The sequence below is a fragment of the Arsukibacterium sp. genome, assembly GCF_033721375.1.
Classification (GTDB): Bacteria; Pseudomonadota; Gammaproteobacteria; order Enterobacterales; family Alteromonadaceae; genus Alishewanella.
The window spans coordinates 141394-163371 of sequence record NZ_JAWWAP010000006.1 but is presented as its reverse complement, the minus strand read 5'-3'; the positions used below and the strand labels follow the sequence as shown (position 1 = coordinate 163371).

Below are 21978 nucleotides of genomic sequence, written 5' to 3'. Positions count from 1 at the left end.
CGGTTACTGCAGTTACGGACATTATGACTGCTGGAAAAATACACATATCATTGTGTTTGGCAGCTTACTATGGTATAAAGCGCGCCGCAAATTAGCAAATTGCATTGTACTTTTCTTTTCCGGGCGCCGAAGCTTATTTTTGATAACTTCTGGTTCTTAGTTATAAAAAGCCGATGCGCTGGGTTGCGAAAACCAAACTTAAATTTTAAATAACACACATGCATCGACACATAGTCCGGGGTGCCTGCGCGAAAGCAACGGTCGGGATATGGGATGCATGGAGGCCTAACCCCTAAACAGGAAAATTAATCATGGCAAAAGTTTCTATGCGCGACATGCTCCAGGCGGGCGTGCACTTCGGTCACCAAACCCGTTACTGGAACCCAAAAATGAAGCCGTTCATTTTTGGTGCCCGTAATAAAGTTCATATCATTAACCTTGAGCAAACCGTACCGATGATGAATGACGCCTTAGCGTTTATTCAACAGGTATCTGCCAAGAAGGGTAAAATTTTATTCGTTGGTACCAAGCGTGCCGCGTCTGAAGCCATCAAAGAAGCGGCAGCGAAAGTTGACCAATTCTATGTTAACCACCGCTGGTTAGGTGGCATGCTGACCAACTGGAAAACCGTTCGTCAGTCAATCAAGCGTTTAAAAGACCTGGAAGCGCAAAGCCAGGATGGTACTTTCGACAAGCTGACCAAGAAAGAAGCTTTAGACCGTACCCGTGAAATGGACAAGCTGGAAAAGAGCTTGGGCGGTATCAAGGACATGGGCGGCTTACCAGACGTACTGTTCGTGATCGACGCTGACCATGAACACATCGCGATCAAAGAAGCCAACAACCTGGGTATTCCGGTAGTATCAGTTGTTGATACTAACTCTGATCCTAAAGGTGTTGACTATGTGATCCCAGGTAACGACGACGCTATCCGCGCCATCCAGTTATATCTGGGTGCGGTAGGTCAGGCTATCCAGGAAGGTCGTGACAAAAACATCGAAGTTCAGGCGGAAGCTGAAAGCTTCGTTGAAGCAGAATAATTTTTCTGTCATTTAAGCCTGTCAGGCTTTAGACAGAAGACCTTTGCAACAGGGGCAATATTTGCCCCTGTTTGTCCAACCGGAATTAAGACGAGGAAGCTCCCATGGCTGTAACTGCGGCTTTAGTAAAAGAACTTCGCGAGCGCACTGGCGCTGGCATGATGGATTGTAAAAAAGCATTAGAAGAAACTGGCGGCGATATCGAAGCGGCCATTGATGCGATGCGTAAAAGCGGTTTAGCAAAAGCGGCGAAAAAAGCCGGCCGTATTGCTGCAGAAGGCGTTATTTTAACCCGCGTAGCGAACGGTTATGGTTTAGCTATTGAGTTTAACTGCGAAACCGATTTCGTTGCCCGCGATGCCAACTTCCTGGCATTTGCGAACAGCGTTGCCGATTTGGCACATGCCAATAAATTATTCACCGCTGAAGCTATTTTGGCCGCTGATTTAAACGGTACTTCGGTTGAAGATACCCGGGCTACCCTGGTTGCTAAAATTGGTGAGAACATCAATGTACGCCGCGCTGCCGTTGTTGAAGGTGACGTAATTGGTCAGTACGTTCACTCTGGCCGTATTGGTGTATTAGCTGTATTGGAAGGCGGTAATGAAGATGTGGCAAAAGATGTTGCCATGCACGTTGCAGCTAACAACCCAAGCTATGTTAACCCGGAAGACGTGTCTGCTGAAGTAGTAGAGCGTGAGCGCCAAATCCAGATCGACATCGCGGTTAACAGTGGTAAGCCAAAAGAAATCGCTGAGAAAATGGTTGCCGGTCGTATGAGCAAATTCACTGGTGAAGTGAGCTTAACAGGCCAGCCATTTGTTAAAGATCCGTCAATCAGCACTGGCGAATTCTTAAAGCAAAACAGCGCTAAAGCTTTGTCTTTCATTCGCTTAGAAGTAGGCGAAGGTATTGAAAAGAAAGAAGAAGATTTTGCTGCTGAAGTAGCTGCACAGATCGCTGCGGCGAAAAAGTAATTTGCGCTTTAGCAATTTACTAAAACCCGCTAGAATAACCGCGACCTGAGGTCGCGGTTTTTTTTTGTCTTTTATCCAGCACGTTTTTAGCATTAGGGGCACCTATGAGTATCAATCCGAAACCCACCTACCGACGCATCCTGTTAAAATTAAGCGGTGAGGCCCTGATGGGCGATGAAGGCTTTGGTATCGACCCGAAAGTCCTGGACCGGATGGCACAGGAAATCAAGGAACTGGTTGAATTAGGTGTGCAGGTTGGCATCGTGATTGGCGGTGGCAATATTTTCCGCGGTGAAGGCCTGGCCAAAGCGGGCATGAACCGGGTAGTAGGTGACCATATGGGCATGCTGGCCACGGTAATGAACGGTCTGGCGATGCGCGATGCGCTGCATCGGGCTTATGTCAATGCGCGGATGATGAGCGCCATTCCACTGAATGGGGTCTGTGACAACTACAGCTGGGCTGAAGCGATCAGCTATTTAAAATCGGGTAGGGTGGTTATTTTTTCTGCCGGCACCGGTAATCCGTTTTTTACCACTGACTCTGCTGCCTGTTTAAGGGGCATTGAGATTGAAGCCGATGCGGTGTTAAAAGCGACGAAAGTTGAAGGTGTTTACTCTGCCGATCCGGTAAAAGACCCGGCAGCTACGCTGTATTCGCAGTTAACCTATACTGAAGTGCTGGATAAAGAATTAAAAGTAATGGATTTAGCGGCATTTACCCTGGCCCGGGATCACAATCTGCAAATCCGGGTATTTAATATGAATAAACCCGGTGCACTTAAACGGGTAATAATGGGTGAGCAGGAAGGCACCGTTATCGACCACGCAGAAAATTTACAGTAAACTAGCCGCTATTCTGGCTGTAGCGACATGATATAAAAGGATAACGATCGTGATAAACGACATTATTAAAGACAGTAAAGTAAGAATGGAAAAAAGCGTTGATGCGCTGAAATCACAATTAAATAAAGTGCGCACCGGTCGTGCTCACCCCAGCTTACTTGATGGTATTCAGGTTTCTTATTACGGTGCTGACACGCCGCTACGTCAGGTAGCGAATGTCTCAATTGAAGATGCCCGCACGTTAAGTATCAGTGTATTTGATAAAAGTCTGGTGCAGGCGGTGGAAAAAGCCATTATGGCTTCGGACCTGGGGCTCAACCCAATGTCTGCCGGCACCAGTATCCGGGTACCGTTACCTTCGCTGACTGAAGAGCGGCGCCGTGATTTAGTGAAAGTGGTGCGTGCTGAAGCAGAAGGCGGCCGGGTGGCGGTGCGTAATATTCGCCGTGACGCCAACGCGGAATTAAAAGCCCTGTTAAAAGATAAAGAGATCAGCGAAGATGACGAACGTCGGGCCGCTGATGAAGTGCAGAAAGTCACCGATACCTATGTGAAGAAAATCGACGAAGTGCTGGCTGACAAAGAAAAGGAACTGATGGAGGTTTAAAACCGTCAACCATTAGCAGATAATAGCGCCGTAACGGCTAGGCTGTGCGGCGCTTTTTATTATGATTGGCAGATAAAACGACACGCCATAAGAGTTAAAGCATTACTAAAGGACAGGTCTAATTCTATGACTGCAGAGTCGCAGATCGGGCAGCAGACGTTACCACGCCATGTCGCCATAATAATGGATGGCAATGGCCGCTGGGCGCAACGTCAAGGGAAGCCAAGAGTATGGGGACATAAAAAAGGGGCGGAGGCGGTGCGCCGGGCAGTTAGTTTTTGCCGGCAATTAGGTATCCCATCGCTGACTTTGTTCGCTTTTAGCAGCGAGAACTGGCGACGACCCCAAGCTGAAGTAGATACCCTGATGCAGCTGTTTATGCTGGTGCTAAAAAAAGAAGTTAAAAGCCTGCACAAGCATAACGTAAAGTTGCAGATAGTTGGCGACTTGTCAGCCTTTGATCAGAAACTGCGCGCCAGCATTGCTGCTGCCGAAGCCCTGACTGCTGACAATACCGCTATGACATTAAATATTGCAGCAAACTACGGTGGCCGCTGGGATATGCTCAATGCTGCGCGCCAGCTGGCAGTTAAGGTGCAGGCTAAAGCGCTGTTGCCTGAAGCGATGACTGAGCAGATGCTGGCTGAACATATGCAGTTGCACGATCAGCCAGAGCTGGATTTACTTATCCGGACCGGCGGTGATTTGCGGATCAGTAACTTTTTATTATGGCAGGCAGCCTACGCAGAATTGTGGTTCACTGAAACCCTCTGGCCTGATTTTGATAAAGCGGTGTTTGCTGATGCCATAGCTGCTTTTGTCAATCGGGAGCGCCGCTTCGGCTGCACCGGTGAGCAAATTCAGGCGATGCTGCACAATAAAGGATAACGAGATTGTTTAAACAACGAGTACTAACAGCTTTGTTGCTGGCACCGCTGGCTCTTCTGGCGGTGTTTTATTTACCGCTGGCCGGCTTTGCGGTGTTTGTGTCGGTCGCATTTACGCTCGGTGCCTGGGAATGGAGTGGGTTATGTGGTCTGGCTAACCGGACTATGCGAGCGATGTACACCGGACTAACCGCAGTGATACTTTTGATACTTTATGCGTTGCAGCCGGTTGCCCTGCAGTATCTGTTTGCTGACACCCTGACCCTTACCCTTATTATCGCCGGTGTTGTCTGGTGGTTGCTGGCCGTTATCCTGGTATTAAGCTACCCCCGTAGTCAGGTGTTCTGGGGGCAGCGTGACTGGTTAAAAGCGCTGTTGGGCTGGCTCACACTGGTACCGGCCTGGAGTGCAATTGTTTTTGTGCGCGGTCTGGACTATCAGCAGGCTGAGTTTACCGGTGCCTGGCTGTTGTTTGGCTTACTGGGCCTGGTATGGGCTGCCGATATTGGCGGTTATATTATTGGTAAGCCGTTTGGTAAACACAAATTGTTGCCCAAAGTCAGCCCGGGTAAAACGCTGGAAGGTATGCTTGGAGGTATGGCGTTTGTGTTGTTAATGGTCAGTGCAGTAGGTTACTGGCAAGGCTGGCCTGCTGATATTGGCTATTGGTATCTGGCTGCAATAGGTTTAGCTGCACTGTCAGTATTTGGTGATTTAACGGAAAGTATGTTTAAACGCGCTGCCGGTAAAAAAGACAGCGGTGCCTTTTTACCTGGCCATGGCGGCATTCTTGACCGGATAGACAGCCTGACTGCTACTGCGCCGTTATATGCCTTACTGCTTGCTTTATTCGGTGGCTTTAATTGATGCGACAGGTCGTTATTCTTGGCGCTACCGGTTCTATTGGTTGCAGTACCTTGTCTGTGCTGGCGATGCATCCGCAGCAATTTAAGGTACTGGCTTTGACGGCTGCGACTCAGGTTAGCAAATTATTAGCGCAGTGCCTGCAGTTTCAGCCACGTTTTGCAGCGATGTTATGTCCCAAAGCTGCGCTTGAGTTATCAGCAGCGCTGAAAAGCCACGGTAGCGTTACTGAAGTGTTGGCGGGAGCAGAAGCCATTACTGAGCTTGCTGCGCATCCTGATGCCGATATCGTGATGGCTGCGATTGTTGGTGCAGCCGGTTTGCTGCCAACTCTGGCCGCAGTTGAACAGGGCAAAACCGTATTGCTGGCCAATAAAGAAGCGTTGGTGATGTCAGGTGAGCTGTTTATGGATAAAGTGCAGCGCCATGGTGCGACACTGTTGCCAATAGACAGCGAGCATAATGCGATTTTTCAATGCCTGCCGCCTGCTGCTCAGCAAGCAAAACAACGGCCCGCGCTCGCCCAGATGGGGATCGCAAAGTTATTGCTGACGGGCAGTGGCGGTCCTTTTCTGACCAGACAACTTAGTACACTGGATACTGTCACAGTGGCTGAAGCCGTGGCCCATCCAAATTGGAGCATGGGTCAGAAAATATCAGTCGACAGTGCGACAATGATGAACAAAGGCCTGGAGTTTATTGAAGCTCGCTGGTTATTTAATTGCGCACCGGCTGATATTGAAGTAGTGATTCACCCGCAGAGTATTATTCACTCCATGGTGCAGTACACTGACGGGTCGGTGCTGGCGCAGCTGGGCCAGCCAGATATGCGTACCCCGATTGCTCATGCGCTGGCTTTTCCTAACCGGATTAGCAGCCCGGTGCAACCCCTTGATTTTAGTCAGCTAGCCAGTTTCAGTTTCAGCAAGCCCGACCCGGAACGCTACCCTAATTTGTACCTGGCAATGGCCGCTTGTGCGGCAGGACAAGGAGCGACCACTGCACTGAATGCCGCAAATGAGGTGGCGGTTTCGGCATTTATTAACGAACAGATCCGGTTTACTGACATTGTGCGCTTAAATGAAAAATCTCTGGCACATTTCCTTAACTATGCTACCGGCTCGCTGGATGATATAGTAGCGCTCGATTTTGAAGCCCGCGCCTATGCGCAGCAGTTGCTAAGGACCCTAAATTAATGGCGGTATTTTTGTGGAATGCCTTTACCTTTGTGGTTGCCCTGGGGTTATTGGTTACCGTTCATGAGTTTGGTCATTTCTGGGTTGCCCGGAAAAACGGGGTACTGGTAAAGCGGTTCTCGATTGGATTTGGTAAAGCACTATTCAGCTGGCGGGACCGTCAGGGCACGGAATTTGTGATAGCGGCTATTCCACTTGGCGGTTATGTCCGGATGCTGGATGAGCGGGTCGATCCGGTGTTGCCGCAATTTGCTGATTTAGCGTTTAACCATAAAACAGTATGGCAGCGCATGGCCATTATAGCCGCTGGCCCTGCGGCTAATTTTATTTTTGCCATCGTGGTGTTATGGCTTATGTACTTAATCGGCGTGCAGGAAGCAAAACCGGTAATTGCCGCGGTGCAACCGCAATCTATAGTCGCTGAAGCGGGTGTGCAGGGCAATGAGCAAATTATCAGTATTAATGGCCACAACGCCAGAGATTTGCGCAGTACCAATTTGCTGTTGGTAGAACAGCTGGGTCGCCCGGCGCTGACATTGGGGTTGCAAGCCGTAGAAAGTGGTCAACAGCGGCAGGTTGAGCTTGATTTAACGGATTGGCAGTTTAATCCCGAGCAACAAACCGTGTTTGCCAGTTTGGGTATCGAACTGGTCCAGCCCAAACCGACCACAGAGTTGGCGGTAGTGTTGCCTGATTCTGCGGCGTCCCGCGCGGGTTTACAAGCTGGTGACATCATTAAGCGGATTAATGATGAGCAGATAAATGATTGGCAGACCCTGGAGCGGCTTATTCAGCAAAATGCTGAGCAACCTTTGCAACTGGTAGTAAGCCGGGCAGGCCAAAGCATAGAGTTGGTTGCTACCCCCGAGTTATTTACCCGGGAGGATGGTTTTACCCAGGGTATGCTTGGTGTGCATCCTACATTTACGTCCTGGCCGGAGGGTATGTTATATACCCAACGATATGGGGTTGTGGGTGCGGTTAGTGAAGGTATTAGTCAAACCTGGCAATTAACCCGGTTAAGTTTTGCGATGGTTGCGAAACTGCTGAGCGGTGATGTATCGGTCAGGCATCTGAGCGGGCCTATCTCAATTGCTCAGGGAGCAGGTGATACTGCCAGTATGGGGCTGGTAGCCTTTCTGGCGTTTCTGGCGCTGATTAGTGTCAATCTGGCCGTTATTAATTTATTGCCATTACCCATTTTGGATGGTGGCCATTTATTGTATCTTGTGGTGGAACTAATACGCGGTAAACCTGTCTCTGAAAAGGCGCAGGAAATAGGTTTTCGCTGTGGAGCTTTAGTCCTGCTGACGTTAATGGGAATTGCGCTGCTCAACGATATTTCTCGTTTGTAATAAACTAATCATAAGTAGTTCAAATAATGACAATTAAACGATTAGTAGCTGCGATGTTACTTGCCACAGGCAGTAGCTCGGTGCTCGCTGAAGAATCATTTACCGTTCAGGATATTCAGGTTGAAGGCTTGCAGCGCGTTGCGCTCGGTGCCGCCCTGAACAACCTGCCATTTACTATTGGCGATACTGTCACAGAGTACAGCTTATCCCGTAGTGTCAAAACGTTATACAGTGCTGGCCATTTTGACGATATCAGAGTATTTCGTGATGGTAATACCGTTATCTATCGGCTGAAAGAGCGGCCAACCATCAATAATATTGAGTTTGATGGCAACAAAGATATTAAAGAAGAACAGCTGAACGAGAGCCTTGCCGGAAACCGGGTTCAGGTTGGTGAGCCGTTAGATAAGACGATCCTGAAAAGTATCGAGAACGGTTTAACGGAGTTTTACCACGGTGTCGGTAAATATCAGGCCAAAGTGGAAGCAAAAGTAACCTACTTGCCCCGAAACAGGGTTAATCTGAAACTGGAATTTGATGAAGGCGATGCGGCTTCAGTAAGGCAGATTAATATTGTCGGTAATAACATCTTTTCTAATGATGAGTTGCTGAACCAAATCGAGTCTAAGCAGGATTTACCCTGGTGGCGTTTTTTAGCCTCTGATCGCTATCAGAAGCAGACGCTGCAGGGCGATTTTGAAACCATCAACAGCTATTACCTGGATCGCGGTTACCTGCAGTTTGCTATTGATTCATCTCAGGTCTCGGTTAGCCCGGATAAAACAGCGGTATATGTAACCCTGAATGTGACTGAAGGTGAGCAGTACAATATTCGTGATGTCAGTTTTGTTGGTGATCTGATTGGTCAGGAAGCGGTTATTGAAGCCATTGTGCCGTTAAAAGAAGGCCAGTTGTACAATGGTGCCCTGGTGACTTATACCGAAGAAAGTATTGCCAAGCTGTTAGCTCGCTTTGGTTATGCGAACTCAAAAGTCCGCACTATTCCGAAGATTGACGAAACAAGTAAAGAAGTTGATCTGACGATAAGTGTTGACCCTGGCAAACGGGTCTACGTGCGCCGGATTGATGTTAAAGGTAACAGCAATACCCGGGATGAAGTGATCCGACGCGAATTACGGCAGATGGAAGGCGCCTGGCTGTCAAATGATTATCTGGAACTGTCAAAAAACCGGATCCAGCGTCTGCCCTATATTGAAGACATTAGCTTTGAGACCATGCCGGTTACCGGCAGTGATGATCAGGTCGATGTGCTGTTTACCATGAAGGAACAACCATCTGGCAGTTTTAATGCCGGTATTTCCTATGGCAGCTATCAGGGTTTATCGTTTGAAGTTGGCGTGCAGCAGTCTAACTTCTTTGGCACCGGTAACAGTGCCGGGATCAGTTTAAGCACGAATAAATATCAGAAAAGTCTTAATCTCAGCTATACCGACCCTTATTATACGCTGGATGGAGTCAGTCTGGGTGGTCAGCTGTTTTATTCAGATATTGACTACAGTAGTGCCTCATCTAACCTGGAAGCTTATAACCAGCGCCGTTATGGCTTTGGTGCCAATGTCGGCTATCCGGTTAATGAATTTAATCGCTTAAACTTCGGCGCGAATTATGTGGTAAACAAAATTAATTCCATCCAGGAATATGACCAGCTCCGGCATTTCAGGGCAGTGTTGCTGGATGAACAGAATCCGGACGGCGGCTACAACTTTACCAACTACGAGTTCAGCACCGGCTGGACCCACAGTACCTTAAACCGTGGTTTGTTCCCGACTGCAGGCCGGATGTTTAATTTGGTACTACGGGCCACCACGCCTAATTCTGACTTGCAGTATTATAAAATGCAGTTTGAAGCACAGAATTATATTCCGCTGAGTAATGATCATCGCTGGTCATTCCGCAGTAAACTGGAACTGGGTTACGGCAACGGTTACGGCGATAAAAACGGCTATGATTACACCCTGCCATTTACCGAAAACTTCTATGCCGGTGGCGCTAATTTACGTGGTTTTGAGAATCGGATTATCGGCCCGCATGCGATTTTCCGGTATCCGGGAGTGGTCCCGGGAATTCCGGATCCGGTAAGTGGCGGCATTAGTTATCCTGAGAATCCAAACGGTGATAACTATATTGTTTCCTCAAGGTCTATCGGTGGTAACGCCATGGGTGTGCTGACGTTAGAGCTGATTACGCCAACACCTTTTTTAAGTGAAGACTATCGTAATTCAGTCAGGACCAGCGTGTTTGTTGATGCGGGTAATGTCTGGGATACTGAGTTTGATTTAAATCGATATGCTAATTTAGTGCAGGACAGAAATGCGTCTAGCGGGCGTGGCGTGCAGCCTTTCCTGATTGATTATGCCGACCCTGGTTTGATTCGGGCGTCAGCTGGTGTATCTTTACAGTGGATTTCACCGATGGGCCCATTAACATTCAGCCTTGCCAAAATCATCAAAAAGCAGGAAGGTGATTTGCAGGAAAACTTCAGTTTTAATATTGGTACAACTTTCTAACAAAGGTATAAGGAAAATGATGTTTAATAATAAAGTAGCAAAGACCGCAATCCTGTTAGTCGCCACATTATTAATGGCTGGCACAGCAGCAGCTAAAGAAATGAAAATTGCTTTTGTTGATATTCAGGCGGTTGCTGCCCAGATCCCGCAATCAGCAACTATTCAGGAAAATATCCGGACTGAGTTCGCCGCAAAAATTGATGAAATGAGTAAATTAGAAAAAGACATTAACTTTAATATCGAAAAGCTACGCCGCGACGGTCCAACGATGAGCGAAAAGCAGCAGCAAGAGCTGGCTGCCAAGGTGCAAGAGCAACGTCAACAATATGAAGCAACTGCCCGGCCGTTAGATGAACAAATCCGTGCCCGTCAGAACGAAGAGCGTAATAAGATTTTAGCGATGATTAAAAACGCTATCGATGTAGTAGCAGAGCGCGAAAAATTTGATGTGGTGCTGAACGCTGGCGCTGCAGTGTATGCTAAGCCAGAATATGATATTTCTGATGCTGTAGCGGCACAGGTCAGCAAAGCGAAGTAAACGGGTGAAGTTATTAGCTGAATTGGCAGAGCATCTGAATGCTCAGCTTATCGGAGACGCCGCTTGCGGCGTTTCTGTCGTTGCAACACTTGAACGTGCTGGTGCTGGTGCTATTAGTTTTCTGGCAAATAGTAAATACCGGAAGTTTCTCAGTCAGACACAGGCCAGTGCAGTCCTGGTCAAAGCAGATGACCTGCCGTATGTCGCACCGGGTGTCAATGCTCTGGTGGTAGCTGACCCTTATGTTGCCTTCGCGCAGGTTGCCCAGTTGTTAGACAGTACGCCAGATATTGCCAGTGGCATTCATCCCTCTGCTATAATTGACGCCACCGCGGTGTTAGGTGAAAACTGCGCGATTGGGCCTAATGCCGTCGTCAGTGCCGGTGCTGTGCTGGGCGAGGGCGTGCAACTGGGGGCGGGCACCGTGATAGGCCGCAGTGCCAGAATCGGCGCCGGAAGCCGTTTATGGGCTAATGTTACTGTTTATCATAATGTGATCATCGGTGACAATTGCGTGATCCACAGTGGTGCTGTTATTGGTTCAGATGGTTTTGGTTTCGCAAATAAGGCTGGCAACTGGCTGAAGATACCGCAAACAGGCACTGTGATAATTGGCGATAATTCTGACATTGGTGCCAATACCACCATAGACCGCGGGGCCATTGAAGATACAGTGATCGGTAAAAATGTCATTATTGATAATCAGTGTCAGATAGCACATAACGTTCAGATTGGTGATCACAGCGCTCTCGCTGGTGGTACTATAGTGGCAGGCAGTACCAAAATAGGCCGTTATTGTATTTTTGGTGGCGGGGCCGTGATAAATGGCCACATTGAAATCTGTGATGGTGCCCAGGTAACCGGCATGGCAATGGTAATGAAGCCAATTACAGAAAAGGGCGTATACTCTTCAGGTATACCGGCAACCGCTAATCTTGAGTGGCGGAAAAATACAGCAAAACTGCGCCAGATTGAACAACTCTTCCAGCGGGTTAAACTACTGGAAAAGCAATTACAGCAATTAAGTAATGATGGACAACAACCATCGACAGAGGATTAATTTTGGCCAATCAACTTAATAGCCTGCAAGTGCAGGAAATTATGGCGTTGTTACCGCATCGTTATCCGTTTTTGCTAATTGACAAAGTACTGGACTATACGCCCGGCGAGTCGTTAACAGCACTGAAAAACGTCACAATAAATGAGCCGATTTTTACCGGTCATTTCCCGGGGATGCCGATTTTTCCCGGCGTACTTATTCTGGAAGCGTTAGCTCAGGCCACCGGTATTCTTGGTTTTAAAACGGTCACTGAGCGCTCAGAAAATGAGCTTTATCTGTTTGCTGCTATTGATGAAGCCCGTTTTAAAAAGCCGGTAGTGCCGGGCGATACCATGATCCTCGAAGTAAAGTTTTTAAAAGAGCGCCGTAATATGTGGAAATTTTACGGAGAAGCCAAAGTGGATGGCGCCATTGTATGCACGGCAGAGTTAATGTGCGCCAGACGAGAGTTATAACGTGATTCATCCATCAGCGGTAATAGAAAGCAGCGCCAGACTTGGCCAGAATGTTAAAGTGGGGCCTTTTAGCTATATCGGGCATGACGTAGTGCTGGGCGATGACTGTGTGGTCGAGCCTCATGTGGTCATTAAAGGCCCGGCTACCATTGGTAAAGGTAATCATTTCTTTCAGTTTTGCAGTATTGGCGAAGCCTGTCAGGATAAAAAATACAAAGGCGAAGCCACAGAACTGATTATCGGTGACTTTAATGTGTTTCGTGAAGGCTGTTCAGTTCATCGTGGTACCGTGCAGGATCAGGGGAAAACCATTATTGGTAACCATAACCTGTTTATGAACACGACCCACATTGCCCATGATTGCGTGATTGGCAACCATACCATTTTTGCCAGCGGTGCTCAGGCTGCAGGCCATGTTCATATCGGCGACTGGGCTATTTTGGGTGGCATGACCGGTGTCCATCAGTTTGTTCATATAGGTGCCCATAGCTTCTGTGGTGGCGGCTCTATTGTGCTCAAAGATGTTCCGCCGTATGTGATGGTGCATGGTGCCCCTTGCCAGCCAGCCGGTATTAATGTGGAAGGCTTAAAACGACGCGGCTTTAGCAGCGATGCGTTGTTAGAAATACGCCGGGCTTACAAAGAAGTTTACCGTAAAGGTCAGACGGTTGCTGAAGCCTTAGCGGCACTTGAAGATAAAGCAGCTGAGTATCCGGAGCTGAAAGCCTTTACCGACTTTATCGCTGGCGCCAGCCGCGGCATAGTGCGCTAAACAGTGCTAAAGCGCGTTAAAAGGCGCTAAGTTAAGTTGTAAATACTAAAACCCCAAAAAGGAGCCGGCAGGCTCCTTTTTTATCGCTGGTTTGACTATTTTATAGCTGGGTAGGCTGCAACATAAATGGGAATGATCTAAAGGCTTGAAGTAAGCGCTATGCCCTGTGATAGAATCAGGCCATTACAAGAAATTAAGATAATAAATGAGACCTGCTTTGTCAGACCTGAATATTGCCATTATAGCTGGCGAGCACTCCGGTGATATCCTTGGCGCCGATTTAATAGAAGCACTACGCCGGCGTCATCCGGAGGCGAATTTTTATGGTATCGGCGGCCCGCGCATGCAAGCACTCGGCTTTAACGCATTGTTCGATATGGAAGAGCTGGCAGTAATGGGCCTGGTTGAAGTATTGAGCCGGCTGCCCCGGCTGATGCAGGTAAAACGTGAAGTTGTGGCGACGTTGCTGCAGAACCCGCCGGATGTTTTTGTCGGCATCGATGCGCCGGATTTTAATTTGCGGGTAGAGCTGGAATTGAAACAGGCTGGTATTAAAACCGTCCATTATGTCAGCCCGTCGGTTTGGGCCTGGCGCCATAAACGTATTTTTAAGATCGCTAAAGCCACTAATATGGTGCTGTCGTTGCTGCCTTTTGAAAAAGCCTTTTACGATAAATATCAGGTACCCTGTACTTTTGTTGGCCATACAATGGCCGATACTATGCCGTTAGTGGTCGATAAAGCACAGCACAAAGCAGCCCTGGGGCTGGATGCAGCACAGCCAGTGCTGGCGATAATGCCAGGAAGTCGCAGCAACGAGATAAAACTGCTGGCTCCTGATTTTCTGGCTGCTGCCCGTATGTTGCAGCATCAGCAGCCTGAATTACAACTTATCGCCAATATGGTTACCGTGCAAAAAGCAAGGCAATTTGCAGAGATACAACAGCAATTGGCAGCGGATTTAAATATTACCGTGTATACCGGTCAGGCGCGTCAGGTATTGCTGGCGGCCGATGCGACCTTTATTACTTCGGGTACGGCCACCCTGGAGGCGATGTTAGCCAAATGCTTAATGGTAGTGGCTTACCGGGCAAACTGGCTGACCTATCAGATTGGTCGACGGCTGGTGAAACTGGCGCATTTCAGTTTACCTAATTTGCTGGCCGGCCGTGCCATGGTGCCGGAGTTGTTGCAACATCAGGTCACCCCTGCTGCACTGGTTGCGGCAATGGCACCGATGCTACAGGCAGACAACAGTAAATTAATTGCCGACTATCAGGCTATCCATCAACAAATAAAATGTGACGCCAGCGCCCGCGCTGCTGACGCGATCCTGGAGGTAGTGCAATCTGATGTTATGGCATAGACCTGACGTACAATTATTATGTGGTGTCGATGAAGTAGGTCGTGGCCCCCTGGTAGGCGCGGTGGTTACCGCCGCCGTTATTCTTGATCCGACCCGGCCAATTGCCGGCCTGACCGATTCTAAAAAGCTTAGTGCCGGTAAACGTGAGGCACTGGCAGCATTGATAAAAGAGCAGGCGCTGTGCTGGGCACTGGGCCGGGCAGAGCCGGCTGAGATAGACCAGCTGAATATTCTGCACGCGACCATGCTGGCGATGCAGCGGGCTGTAGCCGCTTTGGCTATTGTGCCTGAATGGGTGATGGTCGATGGCAATCGTTGCCCGGCTTTGCCGATGCCGGCAACGGCTGTCGTTAAAGGCGATGCACTGGTACCTGAAATCAGTGCAGCATCAATTCTGGCCAAAGTTGCCCGCGATGCCGAAATGGCGGCATTGGCTGAGCGCTATCCGCAATTTGGTTTCGCGGCACATAAAGGTTACCCGACAGCGCAACATCTGGCTGCCATCAGCGAGCACGGTATTCTTACTGAGCACCGTCGCAGTTTTAAACCTGTCCGACTGATTGCGGAGCAGCACTCCTGATGACCAGCCCGGCTTTTATTCATTTGCGGGTACACAGCGACTTTTCAATGATCGACGGGGTTGCCAAGGTTAAACCTATTGTCAAAGCCGCAGCCACGGCGAAAATGCCAGCCCTGGCACTGACCGATCAGATGAACTTTTGCGGTCTGGTACGGTTTTACAGTGCAGCACACGATGCTGGTATTAAACCGCTGATTGGCGTTGATTGCTGGGTGCAGCATCCGCTGTTAGGCAACGAAAGTGCCCGCTTATTGTTGCTGGCAATGGATAATGTCGGTTATCAGAATTTGACGATGCTGATTTCCAAGGCTTATTTACGGGGTCATGTCGCCGGCAAACCGCAGCTTGATCACCAGTGGCTGGCCGAGCATAACAGTGGTCTGATTGTGCTGTCAGGTGGCAAAGATGGGCCGCTGGGTAAAGCGCTGGTAAAGGAAAACCCGCAAACTGTTACTGAGTTGGTCAGTTTTTATCAGCAGTATTTTCCCGACAGATTTTACCTTGAATTAATCCGCACCAGCCGGCCGGACGAAGAGCGTTATATCCAGAAGGCAGTATTGTTAGCCGAGCAGCACCAGTTACCGGTGGTGGCGACTAACGAAGTCGTATTTTTGCAGGCCAGTGACTACCCTGCTCATGAAATCCGGGTGGCTATTCATGATGGCTTTACCCTGGATGACAAACGCCGACCGAAAAATTATTCTGAACAGCAGTACCTGCGTACTGAGCAGGAAATGCTGGCGTTATTTGCCGATATTCCGGAGGCACTAGAAAACAGCGTGGAAATTGCCAGACGCTGCAATGTGACTATCCGCCTGGGCGAGTATTTTTTACCGGCGTTTCCGACCGGTGGCATGACCGACGGCGATTTTCTGGTACTGAAATCGCAGGAAGGTCTGGAACAGCGCTTGTTGCAGTTATTTCCGGATGAAGCAGAGCGCATGGCAAAGCGGCCACCTTATGATGAACGCTTACAGATAGAACTTGATGTAATAAACCAGATGGGCTTCCCGGGATACTTCCTGGTGGTGATGGAGTTTATTCAGTGGAGTAAAGACAACGATATTCCGGTTGGTCCGGGCCGCGGGTCTGGCGCCGGCTCGCTGGTTGCCTATGCCCTGAAAATCACTGATTTGGATCCGCTGGAATTTGACCTGCTGTTTGAGCGTTTTTTAAACCCGGAACGGGTATCGATGCCCGATTTCGACGTCGATTTCTGTATGGACCGGCGCGATGAAGTGATTGACCACGTCGCCGAGATGTATGGCCGCGAAGCGGTATCGCAGATCATTACCTTCGGTACCATGGCCGCCAAAGCCGTTATCCGGGACGTTGGTCGGGTGCTGGGGCATCCTTATGGTTTCGTCGATCGTATATCCAAGCTGATCCCGCCTACGCCGGGCATGACGCTGGAACAGGCCTTTAAAGAAGAGCCACGCTTACCGGAGCTGTATGCCCAGGATCAGGAAGTGAAAGACCTGATAGATATGGCCCGCCAGCTGGAAGGGGTTACCCGTAATGCCGGTAAGCACGCTGGTGGGGTCGTTATCGCACCCACCAAAATTACCGACTTCTCACCGTTGTATTGTGACGATGAAGGAAATAACCCGGTAACCCAGTTTGATAAAAACGATGTGGAATATGCCGGATTAGTTAAGTTCGACTTTCTGGGTTTACGGACTCTGACCATTTTGCAGTGGGCGGTCAATATGGCCAACAGCCGACTGCAGAAAGAGGGCCGTAAGGCGGTTGATATCAACAGTATTCCGTTGGTTGATAAACGCAGCTTCGATTTACTGCAACGGGCGGATACCACCGCAGTATTTCAGCTGGAATCGCGCGGCATGAAAGACCTGATCCGTCGCCTGCAACCCGATTGCTTTGAAGATATGATTGCACTGGTAGCGCTGTTCAGGCCGGGGCCGTTGCAATCAGGCATGGTTGATAACTTTATCGACCGTAAACGCGGCCGCGAAGAGATATCTTACCCGGATGCCACCTGGCAACATGACTCATTAAAACCCATTTTAGAACCCACTTACGGCATTATCCTCTACCAGGAACAGGTAATGCAGATTGCCCAGGTGTTATCCGGTTACTCGCTGGGCGGCGCAGACTTATTACGCCGGGCCATGGGTAAGAAAAAGCCGGAAGAAATGGCCAAGCAGCGTGATACCTTTCAGGAAGGTGCTGCAAAAAATGGTATAGACCCTGAACTGGCAATCAAAATATTTGATTTGGTAGAAAAATTCGCCGGTTATGGTTTCAACAAATCGCACTCTGCCGCTTATGCCCTGGTGTCGTATCAGACGCTTTGGATGAAAGCACACTTTCCGGCGGAATTTATGGCCGCAGTTATGTCGGCTGATATGGATAACACCGATAAAATTGTGACCCTGGTGGATGAGTGCGAGCGGATGAAGCTGCAACTGAACCCACCGGATGTCAACAGCGGCCAGTATAAGTTTACCGTCAATGAACAAGGGCATATTGTATACGGCATCGGCGCCATTAAAGGGGTGGGAGAAAGCCCGATAGAGGCGATTATTGAGGCGCGCAATCAGCATGGCAGCTTTCATGATCTCTTCGATTTTTGCGCTAAAGTTGATTTAAAACGGTTAAACCGGCGGGTTATGGAGAAACTGATTTTATCCGGTGCTATGGATAAACTCGGGCCACACCGGGCGGCATTGATGGCCAGCCTGGAAGAAGCCATGAAAAAGGCCGAGCAGCATGCCAAAGCGCAGGCCGTTGGCCAGGATGACTTATTTGGCCTGCTTAGTCCGGAACCGGAACAGGCCGCTACTGCGTTTAAACAGGTACCTGAATGGCCGGATGAAGTCTGGCTGGAAGGCGAGCGGGAAACGCTGGGGCTATATTTAACCGGCCATCCTATCAACCGTTACGCTGATGAAATTCGCCATTATGTGTCTTGTCGTTTGGTGGAGCTGCAACCGACTAAAAAAGATCAGAGCGTGCAGGTGGCAGGTTTAGTGGTGTCAGTGCGGGTGATGATTAATAAGAAGGGCCGGCGTTGGGCTATCGTCACGCTGGATGATAAATCAGCCCGGTTAGATGTGCGCTTTTTCCCTGAACAGTTAGAAACCTTCGAGGAATTGCTGCAAAAAGATCGTATTCTGGTGATAACCGGACAGGTCAGCTTTGATGATTTTAACGGTGGCCTTACAATGTCGGGCCGCGATGTCAGCGAAATAACAACCGTGCGGGAAAAATCGCTGAAATCTTTGAATATCACTGTACAATCGCCACAAATAGACCACAATTACCTGCAAAGATTGCAGCAGGTACTGGATGAATTTAAGGCCGGCACGGTACCCGTAACTATCAGGTATCGTCGAGAGGAAGGGCAGGTAACACTGCAGTTAGGGACAGCCTGGTGGGTGACGCCCGCCGACGCTTTGTTGCATCAGTTAAAACAATTAGCAACAATAGAACTGGAATTTAATTAATTAGGTAGTGATAGTCGATGATGCTGAATTATTTAGAGTTTGAGCAGCCGATTGCTGAACTTGAAGCAAAAATAGACGAATTGCGTAACGTCAGTCGCAACGGCGACTACGATCTTGGTTTAGAAGAAGAGATCAACAAACTAAAAGAAAAAAGTCTGGGGTTAACCAAAAAGATATTTTCTGAGCTGGGTGCCTGGCAAGTTGCGCAAATGGCCCGACATCCGCGCCGGCCTTATACTCTGGATTACCTGAAGCTGATATTTACCGACTTTGATGAGCTGGCCGGGGATCGCACCTATGCGAATGATAACGCTATTGTAGCGGGTACTGCCCGCATCGGTGAGCATGCTGTAATGGTTATTGGTCATCAGAAAGGCCGGGATACCCGTGAAAAAATCCGCCGTAACTTCGGAATGCCGCGCCCGGAAGGTTATCGCAAAGCGTTACGGCTGATGGAAATGGCCGAGCGCTTTAAAATGCCTATTATTACCTTTATCGACACACCGGGTGCCTATCCTGGTATTGGCGCTGAAGAGCGGGGCCAGTCTGAAGCAATCGCCCGCAACCTGAAAGTAATGGCGGGCTTAAAAGTGCCGGTTATTTGTACGGTTATTGGCGAAGGTGGCTCTGGCGGTGCGTTGGCCATAGGTGTGGGTGACAGGGTGAATATGCTGCAATTCAGCACCTATTCGGTTATTTCACCGGAAGGTTGTGCATCTATTCTGTGGAAAAGTGCCGAAAAAGCCCCACTGGCTGCTGATGCGATGGGCATAACGGCCGAGCGTCTTAAAGAGCTGGATTTAATTGATGCGGTTATTCCTGAGCCTCTTGGTGGCGCGCATCGCGCGCCGGAGCAAATGGCGCAAACCCTGAAAAAAGCCTTACTGAAAGATCTGGACAAACTGCAGCAACTTGACACCAAAACGCTGCTGGACAACCGTTATAAGCGGCTGATGTCATTCGGTTATTGCTGACCTGAACAACAATAGCAAAAAACCAGCGCTTGTCGCTGGTTTTTTTATCCGGATAATAGCCCTCAGTAGGTAACACACGTTAACCGGACATGATCGTTAACCATGGTAATTTGCAATGGCAATCATTAGCGCAACTGAACTTGCCGCAACGCTTGAGGCCTGCGGTGCAACCAAAGTGGTACTGGCGCTAAGCGGTGGCCTTGATTCAATGGTATTGCTTGAGTTACTGCATCAGGCCCGCCAAATCAGGCCGTGCCAGCTGCAGGCTGTTTATGTTAATCATGGTTTAAGTGCCGATGCGGCTCGCTGGGCTGAGCACTGTGCCCAAGCCTGCGCTTTGCGTGATATTGAGTTTTTCAGCCTGACAATAACTATAGATAGCGCTGGCAATATTGAAGCGGCAGCCCGGGAGGGGCGGTATCAGGCGCTCGCCCCTTTTATTGATGCAGAAAGTACCGTATTGCTGACAGGCCATCATGCTGACGATCAGCTGGAAACCTTATTACTGGCATTAAAACGTGGCGCCGGAATAGCGGGTTTGAGCGGTATGGCTAAGCAACGTCCTTTTGCCAGCGGAAGTTTACTCAGGCCGTTATTAGACTGTAACCGGCCGGACATTCAGGCGTTTGCCCGACAGCATCAGCTCAGATGGGTAGAGGATAGCAGTAACAAAGACAACCGGTTTGACCGCAATTATATCCGCAATAAAATAGCACCCTTGCTGACAGGGCGCTGGCCGGCGTTTGTTAGCACAACGCTGCGCAGCATGGCGCATCTGGCGGCGCAGCAGGAGCTAATCAATCATTATACCGCGCAGGCGCTGGCGCTGTGTATTTGCGCTGATGAGAGACAGTTAAATTTACCGGCTTTACTGCTGCAGCTGCCGGTGCAGCAGGATTTGGTTATTCGGCAATGGCTGGCCCGGTTTCAGCTTAACCCTTCCAGCCAATGGTTACAGACGCTCAGAGAGCAGGTAATTGAAGCCCGCCAGGACGCCATGCCGGAGCTGGTGTTGGCAGATTACCAGGTAAAACGCTATCACCAGCGGCTGTATCTGATACAACAAAAAGCGCAACCGGCAACGAGTTGCCGGATAGCATGGTCTATGCAGGCAAGTCTTATATTGCCTGCGGGTCTTGGCGAGTTGGTAGCTTGCAACGAGCAGGGGTCCGGACGTTTGCCGATGCATCGCAGCGAACACAGTGTGGTATTTGGCCAGCTGAGTCTGCCATTTAAACCCGCAGGACAGGCTCAGCATAAGCCGCTGAAGCAATGGTTTAAGCTCTGGCAGTTACCCCCCTGGCAACGGGGGCAGGTGCCGTTGTTGTTACAGCAGGACAAACTGGTCGCTGTTGCCGGTTATGCATCTGCAGTTAGCACGATACAGGCGGACTGCTGGCTTGACTGGTTGCAAAACTGACTGGGGTATTAGCGCCAGGCGTCTCGCGGCCAGTTTGTCTTAAATTCGCTTTGCCTGATGATTTTGCTTCATACAGCGCCCGATCAGCGGCGGCAAAAAATTGTTCAGCTGCCTGATGTGGCTGCAGATAAGCCAGGCCCGCACTGGCACTGATGCCGTATTGCAGACATTTATAGTGTTGATTGATCGCTTTGAGCAGGCGCCGGGCAACTAAATCGGCGCTGTCGGCATCGTCGTCAGCCAGAATAACCGCAAATTCATCTCCGCCAAACCGGAACAGACTATCGGTTTGGCGCAGCGCTTCGCGCATACAGTCAGCAACAACAATCAGCAGCTCATCACCCATAGCATGGCCATAGTTATCATTTAATTGTTTAAAGTTATCCAGATCTAACAGCAGCAGAGCACAGGGTTGCTGCCGGCGGCGCGATAACTGAATTGCTTTGGCAAAACTGTCGTCAAAAAACCGGCGATTGCCCAGTGCAGTCAGCGGATCTTTCAGCGCCATCTGTTGCAACCGGGCGACGACCAGGGCATTACGCAGAGCGAACAACCATTCACCTTCCAGCAATAACAGATCCCGCTGCTGCATCGGGCTGAACGGTTGATCGCTTTGATAATGCAGTTCTGCCAGGCATTGCTGGTTCAGTACCAACAGACTTTTATAAGTATGGGCACCATTGCTCGAGCCCGCGGCACTGTGCTGACCAAAAGCAGTATTCAGCCGGATGCCGGTGATGCTGAGTAAACGTCCGACATACATTGAAAAAATATCCAGCTGCTGCTGAATATCGAGGCTGGTTTGCAGCTGGCTGGTCAGTGTCTGTTCGCTGCAATCGGGCAGGCTGTCAGTTTGCTGACAACGATTCAGTGCCGCATAGCTGGGCGCGACATCCAGTGCTAACTCGCGGGTCATTATACAGTCCATTACCAGTCCTTCTTAAACGGTGATGACTGGTTAAAGCAAAATTCAAGCCAAATGTTAATTGTGTTTTAGTTCATAAGGTTATGTAAGGATGTCGATGCACAGTCAAGCTATTGACG

At 49.3% G+C, this 21978-nt stretch carries 19 protein-coding genes; 18 read left to right on the top strand and 1 reads right to left on the bottom strand.

The features are described from left to right. Nucleotides 1-311 precede the first annotated feature (311 nt). The 18 genes from rpsB (at nt 312) to tilS (ending at nt 20934) form a co-directional block, all read left to right on the top strand. Nucleotides 312-1040, top strand: coding sequence for a 30S ribosomal protein S2 (gene rpsB, locus R3187_RS10870; protein WP_318967046.1), 729 nt, complete (start codon nt 312-314; stop codon nt 1038-1040). A 104-nt stretch (nt 1041-1144) separates the two neighbouring features. Beyond that, nucleotides 1145-2017 carry a translation elongation factor Ts gene (tsf, locus tag R3187_RS10865; protein ID WP_318967044.1) on the top strand — a complete coding sequence of 291 codons (873 nt, stop codon included), beginning with the start codon at nt 1145-1147 and terminating at the stop codon, nt 2015-2017. Between the two features lie 104 nt (nt 2018-2121). Further along, entirely contained in the window at nt 2122-2862 is a 741-nt protein-coding gene (pyrH, locus tag R3187_RS10860; protein ID WP_217667330.1) for a UMP kinase, read from the top strand. 49 nt (nt 2863-2911) lie between these two features. Then, nucleotides 2912-3469 carry a ribosome recycling factor gene (frr, locus tag R3187_RS10855; RefSeq protein WP_318967040.1) on the top strand — a complete coding sequence of 186 codons (558 nt, stop codon included), beginning with the start codon at nt 2912-2914 and terminating at the stop codon, nt 3467-3469. A gap of 126 nt (nt 3470-3595) precedes the next feature. Continuing rightward, the gene (gene uppS / locus R3187_RS10850) at nt 3596-4357 is read left to right on the top strand and encodes a polyprenyl diphosphate synthase (protein WP_318967039.1); all 762 of its coding nucleotides are present in this window, start codon (nt 3596-3598) and stop codon (nt 4355-4357) included. A gap of 5 nt (nt 4358-4362) precedes the next feature. Further along, a complete protein-coding gene (locus R3187_RS10845) occupies nt 4363-5223 on the top strand; it encodes a phosphatidate cytidylyltransferase (RefSeq protein ID WP_318967038.1) in 861 nt (286 codons plus the stop codon). Next, complete coding sequence (gene ispC, locus R3187_RS10840; protein WP_318967037.1) at nt 5223-6416, top strand: 1-deoxy-D-xylulose-5-phosphate reductoisomerase; 1194 nt, start codon at nt 5223-5225, stop codon at nt 6414-6416. The genes R3187_RS10845 and ispC overlap by 1 nt, the downstream gene beginning before the upstream one ends. Further along, nucleotides 6416-7771 carry a sigma E protease regulator RseP gene (gene rseP, locus R3187_RS10835; protein WP_318967035.1) on the top strand — a complete coding sequence of 452 codons (1356 nt, stop codon included), beginning with the start codon at nt 6416-6418 and terminating at the stop codon, nt 7769-7771. The genes ispC and rseP overlap by 1 nt, the downstream gene beginning before the upstream one ends. A gap of 26 nt (nt 7772-7797) precedes the next feature. Further along, nucleotides 7798-10299, top strand: a complete 2502-nt coding sequence (gene bamA / locus R3187_RS10830; protein WP_318967034.1) for an outer membrane protein assembly factor BamA — start codon at nt 7798-7800, stop codon at nt 10297-10299. Between the two features lie 16 nt (nt 10300-10315). Next, the gene (locus R3187_RS10825; RefSeq protein ID WP_318967032.1) at nt 10316-10837 is read left to right on the top strand and encodes an OmpH family outer membrane protein; all 522 of its coding nucleotides are present in this window, start codon (nt 10316-10318) and stop codon (nt 10835-10837) included. 4 nt (nt 10838-10841) lie between these two features. Beyond that, the gene (gene lpxD / locus R3187_RS10820; protein ID WP_318967030.1) at nt 10842-11897 is read left to right on the top strand and encodes a UDP-3-O-(3-hydroxymyristoyl)glucosamine N-acyltransferase; all 1056 of its coding nucleotides are present in this window, start codon (nt 10842-10844) and stop codon (nt 11895-11897) included. Between the two features lie 2 nt (nt 11898-11899). Beyond that, on the top strand, nt 11900-12352 hold the full coding sequence (gene fabZ / locus R3187_RS10815; protein WP_413229022.1) for a 3-hydroxyacyl-ACP dehydratase FabZ: 453 nt from the start codon (nt 11900-11902) through the stop codon (nt 12350-12352). A 1-nt stretch (nt 12353) separates the two neighbouring features. Next, nucleotides 12354-13124, top strand: coding sequence for an acyl-ACP--UDP-N-acetylglucosamine O-acyltransferase (gene lpxA / locus R3187_RS10810; protein ID WP_318967028.1), 771 nt, complete (start codon nt 12354-12356; stop codon nt 13122-13124). 205 nt (nt 13125-13329) lie between these two features. Next, the gene (gene lpxB, locus R3187_RS10805) at nt 13330-14490 is read left to right on the top strand and encodes a lipid-A-disaccharide synthase (protein WP_318967026.1); all 1161 of its coding nucleotides are present in this window, start codon (nt 13330-13332) and stop codon (nt 14488-14490) included. Beyond that, complete coding sequence (gene rnhB / locus R3187_RS10800) at nt 14477-15070, top strand: ribonuclease HII (RefSeq protein WP_318967025.1); 594 nt, start codon at nt 14477-14479, stop codon at nt 15068-15070. The genes lpxB and rnhB overlap by 14 nt, the downstream gene beginning before the upstream one ends. Then, nucleotides 15070-18540 (top strand): DNA polymerase III subunit alpha, encoded by a 3471-nt coding sequence (dnaE, locus tag R3187_RS10795; RefSeq protein ID WP_318967023.1) that lies wholly within the window; start codon nt 15070-15072, stop codon nt 18538-18540. Before rnhB ends, dnaE begins: the two co-directional genes overlap by 1 nt. A gap of 17 nt (nt 18541-18557) precedes the next feature. After that, nucleotides 18558-19514 (top strand): acetyl-CoA carboxylase carboxyl transferase subunit alpha, encoded by a 957-nt coding sequence (accA, locus tag R3187_RS10790; protein WP_318967021.1) that lies wholly within the window; start codon nt 18558-18560, stop codon nt 19512-19514. A 115-nt stretch (nt 19515-19629) separates the two neighbouring features. Then, complete coding sequence (tilS, locus tag R3187_RS10785; protein WP_318967019.1) at nt 19630-20934, top strand: tRNA lysidine(34) synthetase TilS; 1305 nt, start codon at nt 19630-19632, stop codon at nt 20932-20934. Here tilS and R3187_RS10780 read toward each other — a convergent pair. Then, complete coding sequence (locus tag R3187_RS10780; protein ID WP_318967018.1) at nt 20888-21862, bottom strand: GGDEF domain-containing protein; 975 nt, start codon at nt 21860-21862, stop codon at nt 20888-20890. The two genes, tilS and R3187_RS10780, sit on opposite strands and share 47 nt — an antisense overlap. Between the last annotated feature and the right edge of the window lie 116 nt (nt 21863-21978).

Coding starts and splice junctions, on each gene's coding strand:
- R3187_RS10825 (WP_318967032.1), top strand. CDS start 10,316: ATGATGTTTAATAATAAAGTAGCAAAGACCGCAATCCTGTTAGTCGCC.
- ispC (WP_318967037.1), top strand. CDS start 5,223: ATGCGACAGGTCGTTATTCTTGGCGCTACCGGTTCTATTGGTTGCAGT.
- dnaE (WP_318967023.1), top strand. CDS start 15,070: ATGACCAGCCCGGCTTTTATTCATTTGCGGGTACACAGCGACTTTTCA.
- tilS (WP_318967019.1), top strand. CDS start 19,630: ATGGCAATCATTAGCGCAACTGAACTTGCCGCAACGCTTGAGGCCTGC.
- tsf (WP_318967044.1), top strand. CDS start 1,145: ATGGCTGTAACTGCGGCTTTAGTAAAAGAACTTCGCGAGCGCACTGGC.
- rnhB (WP_318967025.1), top strand. CDS start 14,477: ATGTTATGGCATAGACCTGACGTACAATTATTATGTGGTGTCGATGAA.
- R3187_RS10780 (WP_318967018.1), bottom strand. CDS start 21,862: ATGGACTGTATAATGACCCGCGAGTTAGCACTGGATGTCGCGCCCAGC.
- bamA (WP_318967034.1), top strand. CDS start 7,798: ATGACAATTAAACGATTAGTAGCTGCGATGTTACTTGCCACAGGCAGT.
- rseP (WP_318967035.1), top strand. CDS start 6,416: ATGGCGGTATTTTTGTGGAATGCCTTTACCTTTGTGGTTGCCCTGGGG.
- uppS (WP_318967039.1), top strand. CDS start 3,596: ATGACTGCAGAGTCGCAGATCGGGCAGCAGACGTTACCACGCCATGTC.
- accA (WP_318967021.1), top strand. CDS start 18,558: ATGATGCTGAATTATTTAGAGTTTGAGCAGCCGATTGCTGAACTTGAA.
- rpsB (WP_318967046.1), top strand. CDS start 312: ATGGCAAAAGTTTCTATGCGCGACATGCTCCAGGCGGGCGTGCACTTC.
- lpxB (WP_318967026.1), top strand. CDS start 13,330: ATGAGACCTGCTTTGTCAGACCTGAATATTGCCATTATAGCTGGCGAG.
- pyrH (WP_217667330.1), top strand. CDS start 2,122: ATGAGTATCAATCCGAAACCCACCTACCGACGCATCCTGTTAAAATTA.